This is a genomic window from Photobacterium sp. TY1-4 (assembly GCF_025398175.1).
Taxonomy (GTDB): Bacteria; Pseudomonadota; Gammaproteobacteria; order Enterobacterales; family Vibrionaceae; genus Photobacterium.
In genome coordinates this window covers 497,249-514,061 of record NZ_CP099734.1, presented here as the reverse complement: position 1 = coordinate 514,061, position 16,813 = coordinate 497,249, and the positions used below count along the sequence as shown (strand labels likewise).

At 57.0% G+C, this 16,813-nt stretch carries 20 protein-coding genes and 1 other RNA gene; 9 read left to right on the top strand and 12 right to left on the bottom strand.

What is annotated here, in order from left to right; all coding sequences use genetic code 11:
• Positions 1 to 2: 2 nt before the first annotated feature.
• Entirely contained in the window at positions 3 to 674 is a 672-nt protein-coding gene (locus NH461_RS02550) for an RseA family anti-sigma factor (protein WP_261601764.1), read from the bottom strand.
• A gap of 25 nt (positions 675 to 699) precedes the next feature.
• Positions 700 to 1,278 (bottom strand): RNA polymerase sigma factor RpoE, encoded by a 579-nt coding sequence (rpoE, locus tag NH461_RS02545; protein WP_255389460.1) that lies wholly within the window; start codon positions 1,276 to 1,278, stop codon positions 700 to 702.
• Between the two features lie 368 nt (positions 1,279 to 1,646).
• Here rpoE and nadB point away from each other — a divergent pair, with 368 nt between their 5' ends.
• Positions 1,647 to 3,266 carry an L-aspartate oxidase gene (gene nadB, locus NH461_RS02540; protein ID WP_261601763.1) on the top strand — a complete coding sequence of 540 codons (1,620 nt, stop codon included), beginning with the start codon at positions 1,647 to 1,649 and terminating at the stop codon, positions 3,264 to 3,266.
• 96 nt (positions 3,267 to 3,362) lie between these two features.
• Here the strand turns inward: nadB and NH461_RS02535 are convergent, their stop codons facing one another.
• The 3 genes from NH461_RS02535 to NH461_RS02525 form a co-directional block, all read right to left on the bottom strand.
• A complete protein-coding gene (locus NH461_RS02535; RefSeq protein ID WP_261601762.1) occupies positions 3,363 to 5,192 on the bottom strand; it encodes a methyl-accepting chemotaxis protein in 1,830 nt (609 codons plus the stop codon).
• A 210-nt stretch (positions 5,193 to 5,402) separates the two neighbouring features.
• Entirely contained in the window at positions 5,403 to 5,828 is a 426-nt protein-coding gene (locus NH461_RS02530; protein WP_261601761.1) for a protein YgfX, read from the bottom strand.
• Positions 5,797 to 6,057 (bottom strand): succinate dehydrogenase assembly factor 2, encoded by a 261-nt coding sequence (locus NH461_RS02525; RefSeq protein WP_261601760.1) that lies wholly within the window; start codon positions 6,055 to 6,057, stop codon positions 5,797 to 5,799. Before NH461_RS02525 ends, NH461_RS02530 begins: the two co-directional genes overlap by 32 nt.
• 415 nt (positions 6,058 to 6,472) lie before the next feature.
• Here NH461_RS02525 and ygfZ point away from each other — a divergent pair, with 415 nt between their 5' ends.
• The 3 genes from ygfZ to NH461_RS02510 are packed head-to-tail and all read left to right on the top strand — an operon-like array spanning position 6,473 to position 8,908.
• Positions 6,473 to 7,453 carry a tRNA-modifying protein YgfZ gene (ygfZ, locus tag NH461_RS02520; protein ID WP_261601759.1) on the top strand — a complete coding sequence of 327 codons (981 nt, stop codon included), beginning with the start codon at positions 6,473 to 6,475 and terminating at the stop codon, positions 7,451 to 7,453.
• A 13-nt stretch (positions 7,454 to 7,466) separates the two neighbouring features.
• The gene (locus NH461_RS02515) at positions 7,467 to 7,928 is read left to right on the top strand and encodes an aminoacyl-tRNA deacylase (RefSeq protein WP_261601758.1); all 462 of its coding nucleotides are present in this window, start codon (positions 7,467 to 7,469) and stop codon (positions 7,926 to 7,928) included.
• An 8-nt stretch (positions 7,929 to 7,936) separates the two neighbouring features.
• Positions 7,937 to 8,908, top strand: a complete 972-nt coding sequence (locus NH461_RS02510) for a LysR substrate-binding domain-containing protein (RefSeq protein WP_261601757.1) — start codon at positions 7,937 to 7,939, stop codon at positions 8,906 to 8,908.
• Positions 8,909 to 8,918: 10 nt separating this feature from the next.
• On the opposite strand, the gene nqrM is transcribed toward NH461_RS02510, so the two are convergent.
• The 3 genes from nqrM to NH461_RS02495 are packed head-to-tail and all read right to left on the bottom strand — an operon-like array spanning position 8,919 to position 9,889.
• Positions 8,919 to 9,128: a (Na+)-NQR maturation NqrM gene (gene nqrM / locus NH461_RS02505; protein WP_261602812.1), complete on the bottom strand. Its 210-nt coding sequence runs from the start codon at positions 9,126 to 9,128 to the stop codon at positions 8,919 to 8,921.
• Positions 9,128 to 9,595, bottom strand: a complete 468-nt coding sequence (locus tag NH461_RS02500; RefSeq protein WP_261601756.1) for a NifB/NifX family molybdenum-iron cluster-binding protein — start codon at positions 9,593 to 9,595, stop codon at positions 9,128 to 9,130. Before NH461_RS02500 ends, nqrM begins: the two co-directional genes overlap by 1 nt.
• 3 nt (positions 9,596 to 9,598) lie before the next feature.
• Positions 9,599 to 9,889, bottom strand: coding sequence for a DUF134 domain-containing protein (locus tag NH461_RS02495; RefSeq protein WP_261601755.1), 291 nt, complete (start codon positions 9,887 to 9,889; stop codon positions 9,599 to 9,601).
• 483 nt (positions 9,890 to 10,372) lie between these two features.
• Here NH461_RS02495 and NH461_RS02490 point away from each other — a divergent pair, with 483 nt between their 5' ends.
• Entirely contained in the window at positions 10,373 to 10,579 is a 207-nt protein-coding gene (locus tag NH461_RS02490) for a DUF1107 domain-containing protein (RefSeq protein WP_261601754.1), read from the top strand.
• Positions 10,580 to 10,669: 90 nt separating this feature from the next.
• On the opposite strand, the gene gcvH is transcribed toward NH461_RS02490, so the two are convergent.
• From gcvH to NH461_RS02470, 4 genes are all read right to left on the bottom strand, one after another.
• Positions 10,670 to 11,053, bottom strand: coding sequence for a glycine cleavage system protein GcvH (gene gcvH / locus NH461_RS02485; RefSeq protein ID WP_315903243.1), 384 nt, complete (start codon positions 11,051 to 11,053; stop codon positions 10,670 to 10,672).
• Positions 11,054 to 11,344: 291 nt separating this feature from the next.
• Positions 11,345 to 12,559 carry an FAD-dependent 2-octaprenylphenol hydroxylase gene (locus NH461_RS02480; protein ID WP_261601752.1) on the bottom strand — a complete coding sequence of 405 codons (1,215 nt, stop codon included), beginning with the start codon at positions 12,557 to 12,559 and terminating at the stop codon, positions 11,345 to 11,347.
• Between the two features lie 2 nt (positions 12,560 to 12,561).
• Positions 12,562 to 13,749, bottom strand: a complete 1,188-nt coding sequence (ubiH, locus tag NH461_RS02475) for a 2-octaprenyl-6-methoxyphenyl hydroxylase (protein WP_261601751.1) — start codon at positions 13,747 to 13,749, stop codon at positions 12,562 to 12,564.
• Positions 13,750 to 13,772: 23 nt separating this feature from the next.
• Complete coding sequence (locus NH461_RS02470) at positions 13,773 to 14,435, bottom strand: UPF0149 family protein (protein WP_261601750.1); 663 nt, start codon at positions 14,433 to 14,435, stop codon at positions 13,773 to 13,775.
• Positions 14,436 to 14,740: 305 nt separating this feature from the next.
• On the opposite strand from NH461_RS02470, the gene zapA reads away from it, so the two are divergent.
• From zapA to rpiA, 4 genes are all read left to right on the top strand, one after another.
• Positions 14,741 to 15,043 (top strand): cell division protein ZapA, encoded by a 303-nt coding sequence (gene zapA / locus NH461_RS02465; RefSeq protein ID WP_261602811.1) that lies wholly within the window; start codon positions 14,741 to 14,743, stop codon positions 15,041 to 15,043.
• Between the two features lie 7 nt (positions 15,044 to 15,050).
• Positions 15,051 to 15,233, top strand: a non-coding RNA gene (gene ssrS / locus NH461_RS02460) — 6S RNA.
• A 102-nt stretch (positions 15,234 to 15,335) separates the two neighbouring features.
• Entirely contained in the window at positions 15,336 to 15,941 is a 606-nt protein-coding gene (locus tag NH461_RS02455; RefSeq protein ID WP_261601749.1) for a 5-formyltetrahydrofolate cyclo-ligase, read from the top strand.
• Between the two features lie 94 nt (positions 15,942 to 16,035).
• Positions 16,036 to 16,695 carry a ribose-5-phosphate isomerase RpiA gene (rpiA, locus tag NH461_RS02450; RefSeq protein WP_261601748.1) on the top strand — a complete coding sequence of 220 codons (660 nt, stop codon included), beginning with the start codon at positions 16,036 to 16,038 and terminating at the stop codon, positions 16,693 to 16,695.
• Positions 16,696 to 16,813 lie beyond the last annotated feature (118 nt).

The following is a 16,813-nucleotide window of genomic DNA, read 5'->3' as shown; positions in this document are numbered from 1 at the left end:
GATTAATTTTGTTCAAGCAAAGTTCTGTCAATACTGCCATCTTCAGCATTTAAACGCAGCTGGAGCTCATAGTCCTGAAGCATGGCATTGATCCGACGACGCTGTTCCATCACCTGCGCTTCACTCGGCGCGGCATGATGATTACTACTTCGGATGGAATCCCGGGTCAGACTAACAGGTTCGGCAACACCGGCAAAAGGAATGGTCTGTAACACCGGGACCTGGGACTCTTCGGCTGAAACCACCAGGGTCTCGTCACCGCCATTATACTGCTGCACCCCGACAATCACAGCCAGGGAGACACTGGCGGCCACCGCCACCTGACCCAGTTGGCTCAGCCAGGCCGGCAAAGTCCGCTTGGCCTGTTGCGGGGTCGGCTGCGCTTGTTGCGGGGCAGACGCGTGTTGCTCGCGCACACTGGCCAGATGCACCACGGGTGCAGGCTCGACGTCAACCGGGCCGTTGTGTACCGGCTCTTGCTCCAGCGCCATGGCAACCCGGGCGGTAATATCCCAGTCCGGATTCTGTGGTGCTTCGCCGCGCATGACATCCCCAATCAGGCTGTAGCGCTGCCAGGTTTGCTGGCTTTCCTCATCAACGGCCAGTGCATTCACGATGCTCTGGTCGAGCGCCTCACCATCTAATAATGCCGAAATCTTTTGCTTATCAGCCATGTTTGTTCACCGTTTGGCTTAACAATTAACGCTGCATCAGAGGACGAATTCGTTTTTCAACGGCCTCTCGTGCACGGAAAATACGCGATCGCACTGTACCGACAGGACAACCCATCACCTCAGCAATTTCCTCATAGCTTAGCCCTTCCAGCTCGCGCAAGGTAATTGCTGTCTTCAGATCATCCGGTAACGCTTCAATGGTACTGAAAACAACCCGCTTCAATTCGTCAGACAACATTTGGTTCTCAGGGTTCGATATTTCTTTCAGCGCATTGCCGCTTTCAAAATATTCGGCCTCTTCCGCATCGACATCCGATGCCGGGGGACGCCGCCCCTGAGCCACCAGGTAATTTTTCGCCGTGTTCACGGCAATCCGGTACAACCAGGTATAAAACGCACTTTCGCCGCGAAACGTCGGCAACGCCCGGTAAGCTTTGATAAAAGCTTCCTGCGCAACATCCGGCACATCACCGGAGTTACTGACATACCGAGCCACCAGACTACAAACTTTGTTCTGGTATTTCGCAACTAACAGGTTAAATGCCTGCTTGTCTCCTCGCTGTACCCGCTCTACTAGGACCTGATCAGTTTGCTGCTCGCTCATTCGAGCGTGTACTCCTATATCTGTCATTCACTCGTGATTTCCTGCACCTGCCGCAAGTCTCCACCGACGCGCGATGCCAACGGCATTTTGCCTGGCTTCTGGTTTCAGCCCGACAAAACAAGCATCTATGAAATTAATGAGCATGAGCACTTATTCAGACTCAATGCACCAGGCAAAGTTCCCGCGCATCGTTATTATTTCTGGCTCACCCTGCACGAATTCTGATTGTTAAGAAAACGGTATTGCAATTAGGTTAACGGACGATTATATCTCGTCAAGCGATGAAGTGGTTAACCCGCCGTCAAAAATGAACAAATGAGACGGATTTTGCTACCATAGCGCCACTACCACAGGGATATGATATTGATATGAACGAGAACCGTGAACATCAGTGCGATGTGCTGGTCATCGGCAGCGGCGCTGCCGGGCTGTCGCTGGCACTGCGATTGGCGCCATTAGGGAAAGTCATCGTCCTGAGCAAAGGGCCGAGCAGCGAAGGGGCAACTTACTACGCCCAGGGCGGGATTGCCGCTGTCTTTGACGAGTCAGACAGTGTTGAATCCCATGTCCAGGACACCCAAATTGCCGGGGCTGACCTATGCGATGAAGCCGTGGTGCGTTTTATCGCCGAGAATGCCAAGGATTGCGTGCAGTGGCTAATCGACGGCGGGGTGCCGTTTGATCGCGAAGAAAGCGACAGCGACGAGGCCCCGCGCTACCACCTGACCCGCGAAGGCGGCCACAGCCACCGCCGGATCCTGCATGCTGCTGATGCGACCGGGATGGCCGTTCAGAACACACTCCAGGACAATGTCCACAACCACCCCAATATTGAGGTGCTGGAGCGACACAATGCCCTGGACCTGATCACCAACCAGAAACTGGGCAACACCCATCAACCCAACCGGGTACTAGGCGCCTATATCTGGAACCGCAACCAGGAAGTGGTCGAAACCGTGCGCGCCAAGTTTGTGGTGCTGGCCACCGGCGGCGCTTCCAAAGTGTATCAGTACACCTCCAACCCCGATGTCTCTTCCGGCGACGGTATCGCGATGGCCTGGCGGGCAGGCTGCCGGGTGGCCAACCTGGAATTTAACCAGTTCCACCCAACCTGCCTGTTCCATCCGGAAGCGCGGAACTTCCTGCTGACCGAAGCCCTGCGAGGTGAAGGCGCCTATCTGCGCCGCCCGGACGGCAGCCGCTTTATGCCGGATTTTGACGAGCGGGCCGAGCTGGCGCCGCGGGATGTGGTTGCCCGGGCCATCGACTATGAAATGAAGCGCCTCGGGGCGGATTGCATGTACCTGGATATCAGCCACAAGCCGGCGGACTTCATCCAAAAGCACTTCCCGATGATCCATGAAAAATTGCTGACTTACGGTATTGATATCACCCAAGAGCCGATCCCGATTGTCCCGGCCGCCCACTATACCTGTGGCGGGGTGATCGTCGATCAACAAGGCCGAACCGATCTCGACGGACTGTATGCCATTGGCGAAGTCAGCTATACCGGCCTGCACGGCGCCAACCGGATGGCTTCCAACTCATTGCTTGAGTGCGTGGTCTATGCCTGGGCCGCTGCCGAAAGTATCACGAGCAAACTGGATCAGATCAGCCTACCCGACAGCCTGCCGCACTGGGATGAAAGCCAAGTCAGCAATTCCGATGAAGAAGTGGTGATCCAGCATAACTGGCATGAATTGCGGCTGTTTATGTGGGACTACGTCGGCATCGTGCGCACCACCAAGCGTCTGGAGCGCGCCATGCGCCGGATCCAGTTGCTTCAGGAAGAGGTCAACGAGTACTACGGCAATTTCCGGGTCTCCAACAACCTGCTGGAGCTGCGGAACCTGCTGCAAGTGGCCGAGCTGATTGTCCGCTGCGCCCTGGAGCGCAAGGAAAGCCGCGGGCTGCACTATACCCTGGATTACCCGGAGCAGCTCGATACGCTCAAGCCGACCATCCTGACCCCGGATCAGCCGTGCTAACCCGCGGATCATCCAGCGCCGGACAGCGCCCAATCAAATAAAAGCGAGCGGGATCCCCCGCTCGCTTTTTTGTCTGTCCGACCGTCTGACGCTGACTCAGACCTTAAAAGCTGCAATCGACTGATCCAGGGAGCCCGCCTGGCTAGCAACGGCATTCGCCGCCTGGGCGTTCTCATGCGCCACCGCCGAGTTCTGGTTGGTGATGTCGCGGATCGAGGTGATGTTGCGGCCAATTTCTTCCGACACCAGGCTTTGCTGCTCAACCGCCGCCGCAATCTGGGTACTGGTATCCATGATCAGCTGCATATCGGCCATGATCTGGTTGATTTTCGCCTCGGCACTGTTGGCCTGAATCACACTTTCCTCCCCCTGCGCCTGACAGCGACCAATGTGGCTCACCACCTGGGCCGTCTGCTCCTGCAGCGAGGCAATAATGGTGCTGATTTCCTCAGTCGACTGACGAGTCCGCAGTGCCAGAGAGCGCACTTCATCGGCCACCACGGCAAATCCCCGGCCCTGCTCGCCGGCACGCGCCGCTTCAATCGCCGCATTCAGCGCCAGCAGGTTGGTCTGCTCCGCGATCTCTTTGATCACATCCAGCACCGAGCCGATATTCCCGGACAGGCTCGACAAACTGGAGACTTCCTCGCCGGTGTGCGCCAGCCCTTCAGACAACGTCCGGATCCGCTCTTTGGTGGCACTCACCTCGTTCAGTCCGGCTTCCGCGCCCTGATAGCCCTGCTCAGCATTGCCGGCCGCGCTTTCGGTATTTGAGGCAATTTCCCGAATCGTCACGCCCATCTCCGTCACGGCCGTGGCCACGGAGTCCGTCTCGCTCAACTGTTGCTCCATCGCCGCTTCCGATTCCTGGCTGCGGTGCTGCAACTGAGACGACGCGGCCCCGAGCTCGTTGACCGCCGTCTGCACGTTCCCGACCAGGTAGCGCAGACTCGCCAACAGGCCGTTGAAATTCGAGGCGACTTCGGCCAGCTCATCGTTGCCTTCCTGATCCGCCGTGCGGGTCAGATCGTGGCTCTCCGCGATCGCCGCCATCAACTGACTCAGGTTTTTCACCCGACGCTGGATCGACTGGCTGATCACCCAGGAAATACCGACCAGCAGCGCCACGACCACCAGCACCGCCAACACGATCAACTGATTAACCAACCGGTATTCTGCCGCCACCTGGGCTTCGAGCTGCTCCACCAACTCGCCGAACACCGCCTCCACCTGGTGAGACTGGTTACGGATCTCGCCGCGCAGCCCCAGGTTATGGGTCTGGCCAATGGTCTTTTTCTGGGCGATGATCTGGGAAAAGGTCTGCTCAAACTGGCTGAACAAAGCACTGAAATCAGCCTGCAACTGTGCCGCATAGCGGGTCTGCGCCACCTGATACGCATCCAGATACGCTTGCTCGCCGGTGATCATAAACAGCTTCGCCGCTTCATCCAGGCTGAAGACAGCCAGGACGTCCTGCTGCTGCTCGCTCGCCGCATGGATCAAGTGTTCAGATGCCGCCAGGAATCGACCGTTCAGCCCGTCGGCCGGAGTCAGCCCCAACTGCTGATAGCCCTGGATCAAAGCCATCATCCCCTGTTGATAATTGTTCATGACCCCCGGCAACGTCGCCAGACTCGGGATCTCGATCGACAGGCTGTGCAGGTCCTGTTTCAGCGTCGTGAGCTGCGTTTGGAAACGCTGATAATTATCCTGGAATTTTTTCTGATATTTCACGTCCATCCGCATCAGAAAGTCTTTTTCATTGCGACGCAGATTCAGCAAAGTGACTTCCAGCTGCGCCACCATGGCGGCTGAGTCATTAATCATCATCACCCGTTTGTTGGCCAGCTGGCTCATGCCCAACACGGCCACCAACGCCGTAACGGCCAAAACGGTTAATCCGATTAACTTATGTTTGATTTTCATTTCCACTACTTCCTGCCTAACAGAGCACCCTAGGCATGGGCTGTCACCTGACAATCAAGGGGGTAAAGATCTGAGTTTGATATCGTTCGATGAGCGAAAAACTTTAGGAAAAGAGCGTTACATTAACGCGCTTCAGCGGCCATATGAGAGATAAAATACTGAATATACATCACATTTAATTCTTTTAAACCGCAACAGCAAAGACGATGTTTATTTTATTCTATTCAAGTGATGGCATAGCAGCGACAAGGCCCGATAACCGGACACGTCACAGGCATCATGACAGATCAGCAACCAGCGCCGCCGGGTCGCCTGGCGCAACTCGATCAGCATCAGATACCGGGTATGGACTTTGATACGGCTGAGGGACCACCAGCGTTGCTGCCAGAAAAGACGATCCGGCGCTTTCAGGATCAGACGCCCCTGGTGACGATAAACGGCGTGATACCGGCCGATCCACTCCAGCCATAGCAGCTCGCAACCAATCAGGAAAAGCGGAACAGGGAGCGCGCCGCGGCCCCAGGCCAGCAGCAGGCCGCCTGCCGCACCAAGATAGAAAATCGTCAGTGCGGCAACGGACAGCCGGGAAGGATAAACCGCAAAATCAGCGAAGTTTGCTGTTGTTGTGCGCGACAATGCGATCCACCATCGCGGCGTGGGCAGGGTTGTCACTACGGCCGTGCGACATCACCCAGGTGAAGAGATCCGGATCATCGCAACGCAACAGCGAAATAAAGTCCTGCTGCTCCTGCGCGTTCAGCTCATCAAAGCATTCTTCGAAAAACGGCATGATAATGACATCCAACTCCAGCATCCCGCGACGGCATGCCCATTTCACGCGTGCTTTTTCTTCTGCACTCAACATATCAACCTCAATGTACTAACCTCAAACGCGCAGGCCCGCGGCGCAATACCGGGCACAGCCAATCGCGCTTGCCTTGACTCCAGTGGCCACAATCTTATCAGCCGCAACCGGGCGCGCCTACGGACGTGCCCGAGCAAAACATCAAGATGAGAGCTAGCGCCGGTTTATGCCCGCAGCATCCGCCGGGGCGCCGCATTTTTACCCGCTGAAACGACCAAGAGCGGCCGGCCACCGTCTCCTGACGGACGCCACTGACCGGTAGGGCGAATACCTGATTCGATGAATCAAGTATTTGGGCTGACAAACTGGCGCGCGCGATTTAACATAGCAGGTAATATCGAAATTCATCCACAGTAACGTGCCGCTCACCCGAGAGGCTGAGTCCGGGCAAGTTACCGCACATCATGGAAATCCTATGAGCACCTGGTCAAATGTTCTGAACTTCAACAAGATTGCCTTAACTGAACAAGATACCCCGCCGGCGCTGGCGCTGGTCGACCTCGCCGACTGGGGCCTGATCACCCTGGTGGGCGACGACAAAAAATCTTACCTGCACGGCCAGGTCACCTGTGACGTGGTTTCACTGGCCCAAGATCAATCCACCCTCGGTGCCCACTGTGACGCCAAAGGAAAAATGCGCACCATCTTTCGCCTGTTCCACCACCGCGACGGCTACGGGTTCTTCCAGCGCCGCAGCGTGATGGCGACCCAACTGCCGGAGCTGAAGAAATATGCCGTGTTCTCCAAGGTGGATATCGAACAAAGTGACGCGATCCTGCTGGGACTGACCGGCATCGATGCCGGCGCCACCATCGACCAGGTCTTCGGCGGCGAAGGCGAGGTACGAGCAATCGAAGGCGGCACCGTGGTGAAGATTGATGCCGAGCGCTGGCTGCTGATCCTCAGCCCAGAGCACGCTGAAACCGTTGCCGGTCAACTGGCTGCGAATGCCGTGCTGTCCGACAGCACACTGTGGGATCTGTACGATATCCGCCAGGCGATCCCACGGGTCGATGACGCCACAGCGCTGGAGTTCATCCCGCAGGCGATGAACCTGCAGGCGTTGGATGCGATCAGCTTTACCAAAGGCTGCTATACCGGCCAGGAAACCGTCGCCCGCGCCAAGTATCGGGGGATCAACAAGCGTGCGATGTATATCGTCAGCGGCCCGGCCGAGCAGTGCCCGCAGGCCGGGGACGCGCTGGAGCGCAGTGTCGGCGACAACTGGCGCAAAGGCGGCACCATCATCGCCGGTTACCAGTTTGCCGATGGCCGGGCGATTGCCCTGGTCGGCCTGCCGAACGATCTGGATGAGGACAGCCAGTTCCGCCTTGCCGGACACGAAGCGATCTGGCACAAGCTGCCGCTGCCGTACGCACTGGACGAAGACAAGTAACAGGCAGCCCGAGATGCAAACCCCTGTGACATTCCTGTTGGAGCAGGAAGGCGTCGACTACCGGCTTCTGCCCCACAGCAAACCGGCCAAAACCATCGACGAAGCCGCCCGCGAGCGCGGGGTGGCGCCGGAGCAGATGGTCAAATCGATTTTGCTGCGGGATATGAGCGGCTTTCATGTGCTGGCCTGCGTACCGGGACCGGCGCAGGTTGATCCGAAAAAAGTCCGCGCCCTGCTCGGGTGTCGCCGGATGACCTGTGCCGACGCCCGCGATGTCGAGGACGTGACCGGCCTGCGGATCGGCACGGTGGCGCCGATTGGCCTGAAAACGCCGATGCCGATCATTTTTGACCACACGATCCTGCAGTACGCGATCGTCAACATCAGCAGCGGGGATCGCATGGCAGGGATCGAACTCAGTATGGAAGATCTTCTGCTGTTGTGTGATCCGCTGTTCGCGGATATCTGCCGCTAGGAGACGATGTGGACACGATTAACTGGCGCGGGGTCGATCTGAACCTGCTCATTGCCTTTGCCGCCCTGATGGAGACCGGCAGTGTCACCAAAGCCGCAGACAAGCTGTCGATCGGCCAGTCGGCGATGAGCCATAATCTGTCCCGGCTACGGACGCTGATCAACGATCCGTTGTTCGAGCGCCGCGGACACCACATGGTCGCCACAGACAAAGCCAGAGAGCTGGCGCCGATCATTGAACAGGTTCTGGGGCTGATCACCACCGAGATCCTACAACCCAAAGCGTTCAGCCCCGAGAACTACCAGGGCACCATTCGCCTCGGGCTGACCGACTACGCCGAGCTGCTGTTCGCCCCGGCGCTGTTTGATGCCATTCTCAGCCAGGCGCCGCAGTGCCAGTTAAGCTTCTACAAGGTGGACCGCCATAATTATCAGGCGATGATGGACGATCACGATATTCACCTGGTGATCGGATCCATGACCCAGCTCCCCCGGGAACTCGACAGCCAGTATCTCTATACCGAGGATCATGTCTGCCTGTTTGACAGTCAGGCGACCGGCCTGCGCGCGCCCATCGATCTGGCGCGATATATTAAAACGCCCCAGGCGCTGGTAACGCCTGACGGGCAACTGGCGAGCGCTGTCGATCAGCAACTCCGGGCGCAGGGACTCTCGCGCCACATTGCCGTCGGCTCCGGAAACTTTCTGACCATCCGCCATCTGCTGACCGGGCGCAACCTGCTGTGCGTGGTTTCCACCCTGATGGCCCGGATCGCGATCTTTGACGATCAGCTCACCCAATGCCCACCGCCGGTGAGCATTCCGGACTTTGATATCAACCTGATCTGGCAAAAACGCAATGCCAATCACCCCCGCCTGATCTGGCTGCGGCAGTGTATCCAACAAACGGTCACGGCCCGTGTCCACGGCCTGCGCGGGCAAGATCCCGGTGAGCAGGCGAAGCAAGGTATGCCGTCCTAAACACGCGCGCTCAGGATCTCTTCGCGTCGTGTTGACCCGGCTCCTGGATCTGATGCAGCCCATGGCGATCGCACGTCGACTTGCAGTCACAGGCTTTTTCTATCCCGACATTGGCCAGGCCGCCGCAACTCCCCCGGATGGTTTTCTTTTTCACGATCCAACCAATCGCCATCGCACCGATCACCACAAGAAAAATCAACACGCTCAGCACATAAGTCATCATTTCCAGCCTCCCAAGCGGATCAGCCCTGCCGTTGCGTTCGCCCCCCGTACCCCAATTTTAGCGGCTGTCGGCGGTTTCGGCTTGCCGCAACCGCAACCACAACTGCCTTTTTCCCGCGAACAAGCGCGCCCCTGTGCCGGATCCGTTAAGGCTTCTTTCGGAGTTTCCGCGGCCAGCGCCGCTGAAACCAGCGTCCGGGCAGGCACCCGGTACACGGCCAGCCCCGCCCGGAGCAACCGTCCCAGCGAACGCTGACCGATATTGCCGAGTATCAGGGTGGTGACGCCATACGCCAGCAGTGCCTGCTGCAATTGTTTTTTATGCCGGCAACCCGGCTGGCGTCCATCGGCATTTTCCACCCGGGCAAGCGGGGTTCCCTGCGGGTCGACAATAAGAAAAGCGGCGGCCTTGCCGAAATGGTTGGCCACGGTCTGGTGGGCGGTGACTGCAATGGCGACTGTCATCGGTTATTCCTTCTCATGGGGCGGAGCCAGCACGATTGCCATGCCATTGACCAGAGCCGAAGCGACTTTGTGCCGGGCCCGGGCAAGAATGTTGCCCAGGGTCTGGCGGGAAATCCCCATTTCCGCGGCGGCGGCCTGTTGCTGCTGCCCTTGCTGATCCACCAGTTTGAGCGCTTCAAGCTCATCTGCGGCCAGCACCAGTGTCTCTAGGCGAGCCACCGGCACGCCATTGGGTTTAAAGCAGTCATAAGCCGGGCGACAACCGATCCGGCGGGGCTTCTGAGGTCTTGGCATTGGGACTCCGTCATCATTCACAGCCTTTATTATTGGCATATGCCAATAACCTGTATTGATCTGGCTCATGAAAACCCAGCAAAAAGCCGACAACTCAGACCAGCCCACCGATATAGCACAAGATGCTATTTCCTGACCTGAACTTTACAATTTACGACTAAAATACCGGACAAGTGCAGCCCGGTTAAACCACAACAGATCATGCACCTCGCTTGCACAAACGCCGCTAAGCTCATAAAAATCCGGAAAATAATGCATATTTTTCAGCGGAGTCATTCACTCCCCCAAAGATCGCGCCCAGAGCACCGCGGCCAACCGACCAGAATATTATTCTGACCTGATCGCAGTAGCGCAAAAAATTACTCCGTAATGACCAATTTAACATTATTATTATGCTGTAAGTGTCACAAAAGTTTCATAGCCGATCTTATATAATCAGCGCCGTTCAAACACGGATTCACAAAGCAGACAAGGTTGGCTTTTATGCGCATGTTCAAACGCTACGTGCCCAAACTGATAGCAAAACACGTTAGCCGTTTATTTAGTGGAAGGATCTACATCGACGGTCGCGGGGGCTATGAATTTAACAACGGCATCCTTCTGGTGCCGGTCAAAGCCCAACAACGCCACTTCCAGACCGTCAATGAAGTGAATCAGGAGATTAAACGTATGAAAGACCGCACTTCCTAAAGCACCGAGTGATTGTTCGCCGCGAAGGATGATGCGCCGATCGATCATCCACAGATCGATCCTTGAGAAAGCCCGGCCGGGCTTTCTCAGTTATTCGGAATCATCCACCAGATCCAGGTAATTGTCAGCGTCCAGCAGATCGGCAAATTCGCTGTCATCTTCGACCTTGATCTGAAACAACCAGCCGTCCCCGTACGGATCGCTGTTGACCAGCTCCGGTGAACTCTCCAGCTCTTCATTAACCGCCACAACATAGCCCGTCAGCGGCGCATAGATATCGGAAGCCGCCTTGACCGACTCAGCCACCGCGCAGTCTTCTCCGGCTTCTGTCTCCGAATCCACTTCAGGCAGCTCAACAAACACCATATCGCCGAGCATCGACTGGGCATGATCGGTTATGCCAACGGTATAGACTCCATCACCTTCCGGACGGACCCACTCATGGGTATTGGTAAACTTCAATTCAGAGGGAATATAGCTCATCGTGAAACTTCCTTATGAAAGCCTGCCTCTCGCCCTTGACTCCAACCATGCGATGAAAGCAGATACGGTTAACACAGCGTCAACTTCTCAACGGTTCAGACAGCCGCCAGACGTTCGTTATTTACTGTAGGAGATAAACCAAGAGGTACGCAAAAAATTCATAGCATTCGCTCAGTAACCAGTGGATTGCCTTCAGTCAAAGTGGGTTAGCGCAGCGTTAGAAACAGAAAAACCGCCAACCGGCGGTTTTTCGTTCACAAGGCTACGGCATCTCCCAAACGCTTAACGCGTGTATTGGGCCAGCTCCGGCAATTCCCCGCTCAGACCTAAGGCACGACGCATAAACTCATCTTTGACGCCCGGTGCCTTATCGGCCAGCAGCATGCCCAGATCCCGGAGCAGCTTTTTCGCCGGATGGCTGCCCGCAAACAGATCGCGGAACGCCTGCATCGCCGTGATCATCTTGGCCGCCTCGGCCTTGCGCCAGCGCTCATAGTGACGCAGGTGGGCTTGCTGACCGATGTCGAGATCCTGCTGCCACAATGCCTTGATCTCCTGGGCCAGGCTGGCGGCATCGAGCAGACCCAAGTTCACGCCCTGCCCGGCCAGCGGATGGATGGTGTGGGCAGCATCGCCAACCAGCGCCACCCGATCGCGGACAAAGTCACGGGCATAGCGCATCTTGAGCGGAAATGCCTGGCGCGCACCTTCTACCCGGCAAAGCCCCAGGCGATGGTCAAAGGCACTGGTAAGTTCCTTGTTAAACGCCTCGTCAGACAACGCGACCAGGCGTTCGGCTTCTTCCGGTGCAACTGACCAGACAATCGAGCATAAATCGCTGTCCGGCAATGGCAGGAACGCCAACGGCCCTTGCGGGCGGAAAATCTGACGGGCCGTCATGCCGTGCGGCTCCGCACAGCGAATGTTGGCCACCACGGCGCTATGGCCGTAATCCCAATGGGTCAGGGGAATATCCAGTTGCTGGCGCAACCAGGAGTTGGCACCGTCGGCGCCGACCACCAATTTGGCCGTCAGGCTCTTGCCGGAGGCCAAGCTCAACCAGGCTTCACGCTCACCAAAGGCAATGCTTTGACATCGCTCGGGCGCCAGTAGGGTTACATTAGGCAACTGGGCAACGCGATCCAGCAACGCCAGTTGGATCACCCGGTTTTCGACAATATGCCCCAGGTTTGGCTGCGACAGTCGCTCGGCCTCGAAGGCGATCCCCGCAAAGCTGTCCTGCTCCCAGACCTGCATTTTGTCATACGGGCTCAGACGACGGGCTTCAATGCCTTCCCAGGCTCCGATACGGCGCAAAATTCGCTCACTAGCCCGGCTTAATGCCGAGACGCGAATATCCGGTAAGGGACCCAGTTCCGTCTCCGGCAACCGGCCTTCAATCACCGCAACCCGCAATTCGGTCTCCGCCAGGGCAGCAGCCAACGTCAGGCCCACCATCCCGCCGCCGATAATGGCAACATCTACACTCTGCATCATGATTATCTTTCTACCTGTCCCATTGCCCGCCGAACCAGCGGTGTCTTGATTGTATCGAGCAAACTCATCGCCATCAGGCCGCAATTGCGGCCCACCGCTAACGGAAAGCTGGAATTGGCAAACACGCTGACCAGACCGGAGGTCAGGGTGACGGTTGCCTCCCGATCCGGCTGTCGACGTTGGCGATAGCGGCTCAGTACCGCTACACTGCCCGGGTCTTCGCCCCGGTCCAGCCCACGAACCACCTCTTCCGCCAGCGTCATCACATCCCGCAGACCCAGGTTAAACCCCTGACCGGCAATCGGGTGTAAGGTCTGGGCGGCGTTGCCGACCACGGCAACCCGGTGGGACGTCAGCTGCTGCGCCTGACGCAACAACAGCGGGTAGGCACAGCGGGCCCCGGTTTTCACCAACCGCCCCAACCGCCAGCCGAAAGCCTGTTGGAGCTGGTGGAGAAACTGCGCATCACTCCATTCCAGGACTTGATGCTGATCTTCCGGACGGATACACCATACCAGCGAACTGCGCCCTTCCGACATCGGCAGCAATGCTACCGGACCACTCGGAGTGAAGCGTTCGAAGGCGCGGCCCTGGTGCGGCTGCGCCGTGGTGATATTGGCAATAATCGCCACCTGGTTGAAATCCTGCTCCTGGCGGCCGATCTTGAGCATCTCGCAGCAGGCAGACAACGCACCGTCAGCCGCCACCAGCAGCTTGCCCCGGATCGGATCGCCCTGCTCCAGTTGGAGCGTGATCCCATCCTGCTGGCGCTCGATCCCGGTAATCGTTGCCGGGCACAGCAAATCAACCTGGGCTAACGCGGCCAGGCGCTGATGAAACAGGGCACCGGCATCGGCCAGCTCGATCACATACCCCAGGGCAGCCACCGCCTGCTCATCGGCATCCATATGTACCATCCCGGCATGGCCCTGATCCGACACATGGATCTCTGAAATCGGAGTCGCCAGCTCAGCCAGGGGCTGCCATACACCGATTTGTGCCAGGATCTCCGCCGAACCCAGCGACAGCGCAATACTGCGGGCGTCATAGCCCGGATGCTGATCCAAACGCGGTGCAACCGCCTCCACCACGGCAATGCGCAATTGCCCGTGCCCCAGCTTATCCAACGCCATGGCGAGGGTTGCCCCCGCCATGGCCCCGCCGGCAATGATCACATCATACTGCTTCACATCCAGTCCCTATGTGTTAATGATTAATGCAGGGTCGGCTTCTGATCCGGGCTGATCCCCGGAATATAAGGCTCTGCCTCATCCGCAGCTTCCTGCGCGCCCGGACGTTGGCTCAGCTCGACCAGACAGGTCAGGATACATTCCGGCACATAGGCCAGCACGTTTTCAAACAATGCCGCTTGCTCGGCCAGATCATCGTCTTCATCGATCCCCAGTTGTGCGATTTCTTCCAGCACGGAGACCGCTTCCGCCACCTCCGGTGACAGCTTGTGTTTCTCGATCCCCATCAGGCCCAGCCCGGAAATAAAGTTGGTCGCCCACTCGCTCAGGCTCTCTGCACGCAGCATCAAATCGGTCCCGGCTTCCGGCAACAACAGCGACACATGAAACTCCGCATCGGCCAGCTCGGTCGCAGTCGAGGTGGTTAACAGGGTCACCAATCCGCCCAGCTCCGCAGCCGCCGCTTCATAGACACTGCTGACCACAGCTTTGGCACCGTCAGTCAGTGGCGCGCCCTCATTGGCATAGTCACTAATCGGGCCGACCCAGCTGTTATCTTCAACCGACATCCCGCCACAAATCATCCCGCTCAGCAAACCATGGAGCTCTGACGGCGTAACCGCCAGACCATGATCTTTCAATGCCGCTTCCACCGCCGTATACGCGGGTAATGTCACTTTGCTCATGGGCGTTTACCTTAATTTCATTGGTGCTCAATCTAATTGTGGTATGCTACCACTAAGGCGCAAAACAGGCTAATGACCTGGCCGCAATTCGCAGGCTTCATCCCCCTTTTCGGGCGTGTCGCCATCGATGACTGTCGCCGCGACCAGCAGGTGCCAATCATCAACTGGCTAGTCCCTGACCACTTGCGGCAAAGCATGGCGCGCGGGCTTGCATGTTGAAAATGCTTTTTCTATATTTAGCCCCTATCGCGGATCGTCGGCGCTGGCTGAAACAGCCAACTGGCACGGAGCAAAATAATAAATTTATGAGTACTCAGGCTGTTGAAATTCAGATTTTAGGGCGTAACCTAAAGGTAAATTGCCCGCTCGGCCAGGAAGATGCGCTCCGAGCCGCGGCCAAAGATTTTGATCAACGTCTGCAGGACTTGTCCGAACGGACCAACATCAATAACGCCGAGCAGCTGTTGATGTTTACCGGCCTGAACATCTGTAACGAGCTGCATAGCGAGCGTCAGGTACAACACCAGAATGACGCAAATTTATCCAATAGAATCAATGAACTATCAGAAACATTGGATAAGGCATTGCAAATTCAACCAAAGCGTTGATAATGAATTGACCCTGGGGTGTACGTCAGTGGATTAACGTCCCCGAGCCGATAAGCAAAAAACCGGGATCTGCTTTTATTAGCTACTGAGCATGCTCAGCTCGTACTGAGAAGCCTACGGTTAATGTTGCCGATCCACCTTGAACGTCTGGTTCAAGGGCCACAATTCACAACGGCACCTTGGGGCATCCCTATCACTTCCGAGAAACGGCAACGGATGCGCACTTCTCGACACTGTTTTTCAACACTGTTTTGTTCTCCCTGCTGAATCTCTCATCGTCACCGGATGACTTATGAAACAGCCTGTTCAGCCTTCTTCACCACGCCAGCATATCCGTCAACACATTCGTCTGCGCCGTCGAGCCCTGACTCCGGCCCAGCAGCAACAAGCCAGCGAGGATCTCCTGACGCAATTCCAGCAAGCAGAAAGCGCCTTGCAGGCCCGGCATATTGCCCTGTATCTGGCAAATGACGGGGAAATTGATACCCGCCCGCTGATTGCATGGCTTTGGCAACAGGAAAAATCCGTTTACCTGCCGGTACTCCACCCGTTCAGCAAGGGGCAGCTACTGTTTCTCCACTACACACCGGCCACCCGGATGACCACCAACAAGTACCAGATTGAAGAGCCGCGCTTGGATATTCGCCTGGTCAAACCCGTTCATGAGCTGGATCTGATCTGTACGCCGCTGGTGGCATTTGACAGCACCGGACAGCGCCTGGGCATGGGCGGCGGTTATTATGATCGCACCCTCAACCGTTGGCACCATGAACGGCAGGGACCGCAGCCGCTGGGCCTGGCCCATGACTGCCAGCAGGTGGATGTCCTGCCGTTTGAAGCCTGGGATGTGCCGCTACCGGAAATTCTGACCCCGAGCTGCCATTTCAGCTGGAAGTAACGGCGCAGCAGCGCCGAGAATTCGCCTGACGCCTGCTCTCCCGTCCGCTATAATCAGCGCTCCGCGCAACGTTTGTCATCATTAGGAGAAAGGCATGACACAAGATGAAATGAAGAAAGCTGCCGGTTGGGCTGCTCTGGATTACGTCAAGAAAGGCAGCATTGTCGGGGTCGGCACAGGCTCAACCGTGAATCACTTCATCGATGCACTGGCAACCCGTAAGGAAGAAATCGAAGGCGCGGTCTCAAGCTCCGTCGCGTCCACCCAACGCCTGGAAGAGCTCGGGATCCCGGTCTTCGATGCCAATGAAGTCTCCAGCCTGGATATCTACGTCGACGGCGCAGATGAGATCAACGGCGCATTCGACATGATCAAGGGCGGCGGTGCTGCGCTGACGCGCGAGAAAATTGTCGCTGCCATTGCCAAAACGTTTGTCTGCATTGTCGACGACACCAAGCAAGTCGACGTCCTGGGTCAGTTCCCGCTCCCGGTTGAAGTGATCCCGATGGCACGCTCCTACATCGGCCGCGAGCTGGTGAAACTGGGCGGCGACCCGGTCTACCGTGAAGGTTGCGTGACCGACAACGGCAACATCATCCTGGATGTGCATAACATGCAGATCACGGATCCGAAACTGCTGGAAGATCAAATCAATGCCCTGCCGGGCGTAGTCACCGTCGGCCTGTTTGCCCACCGCGGCGCGGACGTCCTGCTGGTCGGCTCTCCGGAAGGCGTGAAAAAGTTTGAAAAATAATCCGTGCTTCAGCCTGCGCAGCTGAATCCTGTTATTTGATTACAAAACGGCATAATTTATGCCGTTTTTTCTTATCTTTATTGTAATATTCTTACCCATGGTGATTATTTTTTGATAC

What these genes read in the sequence shown, in the direction of transcription:
- NH461_RS02535 (WP_261601762.1), bottom strand. Translation starts at nt 5,192, where the DNA reads ATGAAAATCAAACATAAGTTAATCGGATTAACCGTTTTGGCCGTTACG.
- NH461_RS02495 (WP_261601755.1), bottom strand. Translation starts at nt 9,889, where the DNA reads ATGCCAAGACCTCAGAAGCCCCGCCGGATCGGTTGTCGCCCGGCTTAT.
- NH461_RS02455 (WP_261601749.1), top strand. Translation starts at nt 15,336, where the DNA reads ATGAAACAGCCTGTTCAGCCTTCTTCACCACGCCAGCATATCCGTCAA.
- NH461_RS02470 (WP_261601750.1), bottom strand. Translation starts at nt 14,435, where the DNA reads ATGAGCAAAGTGACATTACCCGCGTATACGGCGGTGGAAGCGGCATTG.
- zapA (WP_261602811.1), top strand. Translation starts at nt 14,741, where the DNA reads ATGAGTACTCAGGCTGTTGAAATTCAGATTTTAGGGCGTAACCTAAAG.
- NH461_RS02515 (WP_261601758.1), top strand. Translation starts at nt 7,467, where the DNA reads ATGCAAACCCCTGTGACATTCCTGTTGGAGCAGGAAGGCGTCGACTAC.
- ygfZ (WP_261601759.1), top strand. Translation starts at nt 6,473, where the DNA reads ATGAGCACCTGGTCAAATGTTCTGAACTTCAACAAGATTGCCTTAACT.
- nqrM (WP_261602812.1), bottom strand. Translation starts at nt 9,128, where the DNA reads ATGACTTATGTGCTGAGCGTGTTGATTTTTCTTGTGGTGATCGGTGCG.
- NH461_RS02525 (WP_261601760.1), bottom strand. Translation starts at nt 6,057, where the DNA reads ATGTTGAGTGCAGAAGAAAAAGCACGCGTGAAATGGGCATGCCGTCGC.
- rpiA (WP_261601748.1), top strand. Translation starts at nt 16,036, where the DNA reads ATGACACAAGATGAAATGAAGAAAGCTGCCGGTTGGGCTGCTCTGGAT.
- NH461_RS02490 (WP_261601754.1), top strand. Translation starts at nt 10,373, where the DNA reads ATGCGCATGTTCAAACGCTACGTGCCCAAACTGATAGCAAAACACGTT.
- rpoE (WP_255389460.1), bottom strand. Translation starts at nt 1,278, where the DNA reads ATGAGCGAGCAGCAAACTGATCAGGTCCTAGTAGAGCGGGTACAGCGA.
- NH461_RS02550 (WP_261601764.1), bottom strand. Translation starts at nt 674, where the DNA reads ATGGCTGATAAGCAAAAGATTTCGGCATTATTAGATGGTGAGGCGCTC.
- NH461_RS02500 (WP_261601756.1), bottom strand. Translation starts at nt 9,595, where the DNA reads ATGACAGTCGCCATTGCAGTCACCGCCCACCAGACCGTGGCCAACCAT.
- nadB (WP_261601763.1), top strand. Translation starts at nt 1,647, where the DNA reads ATGAACGAGAACCGTGAACATCAGTGCGATGTGCTGGTCATCGGCAGC.
- NH461_RS02480 (WP_261601752.1), bottom strand. Translation starts at nt 12,559, where the DNA reads ATGATGCAGAGTGTAGATGTTGCCATTATCGGCGGCGGGATGGTGGGC.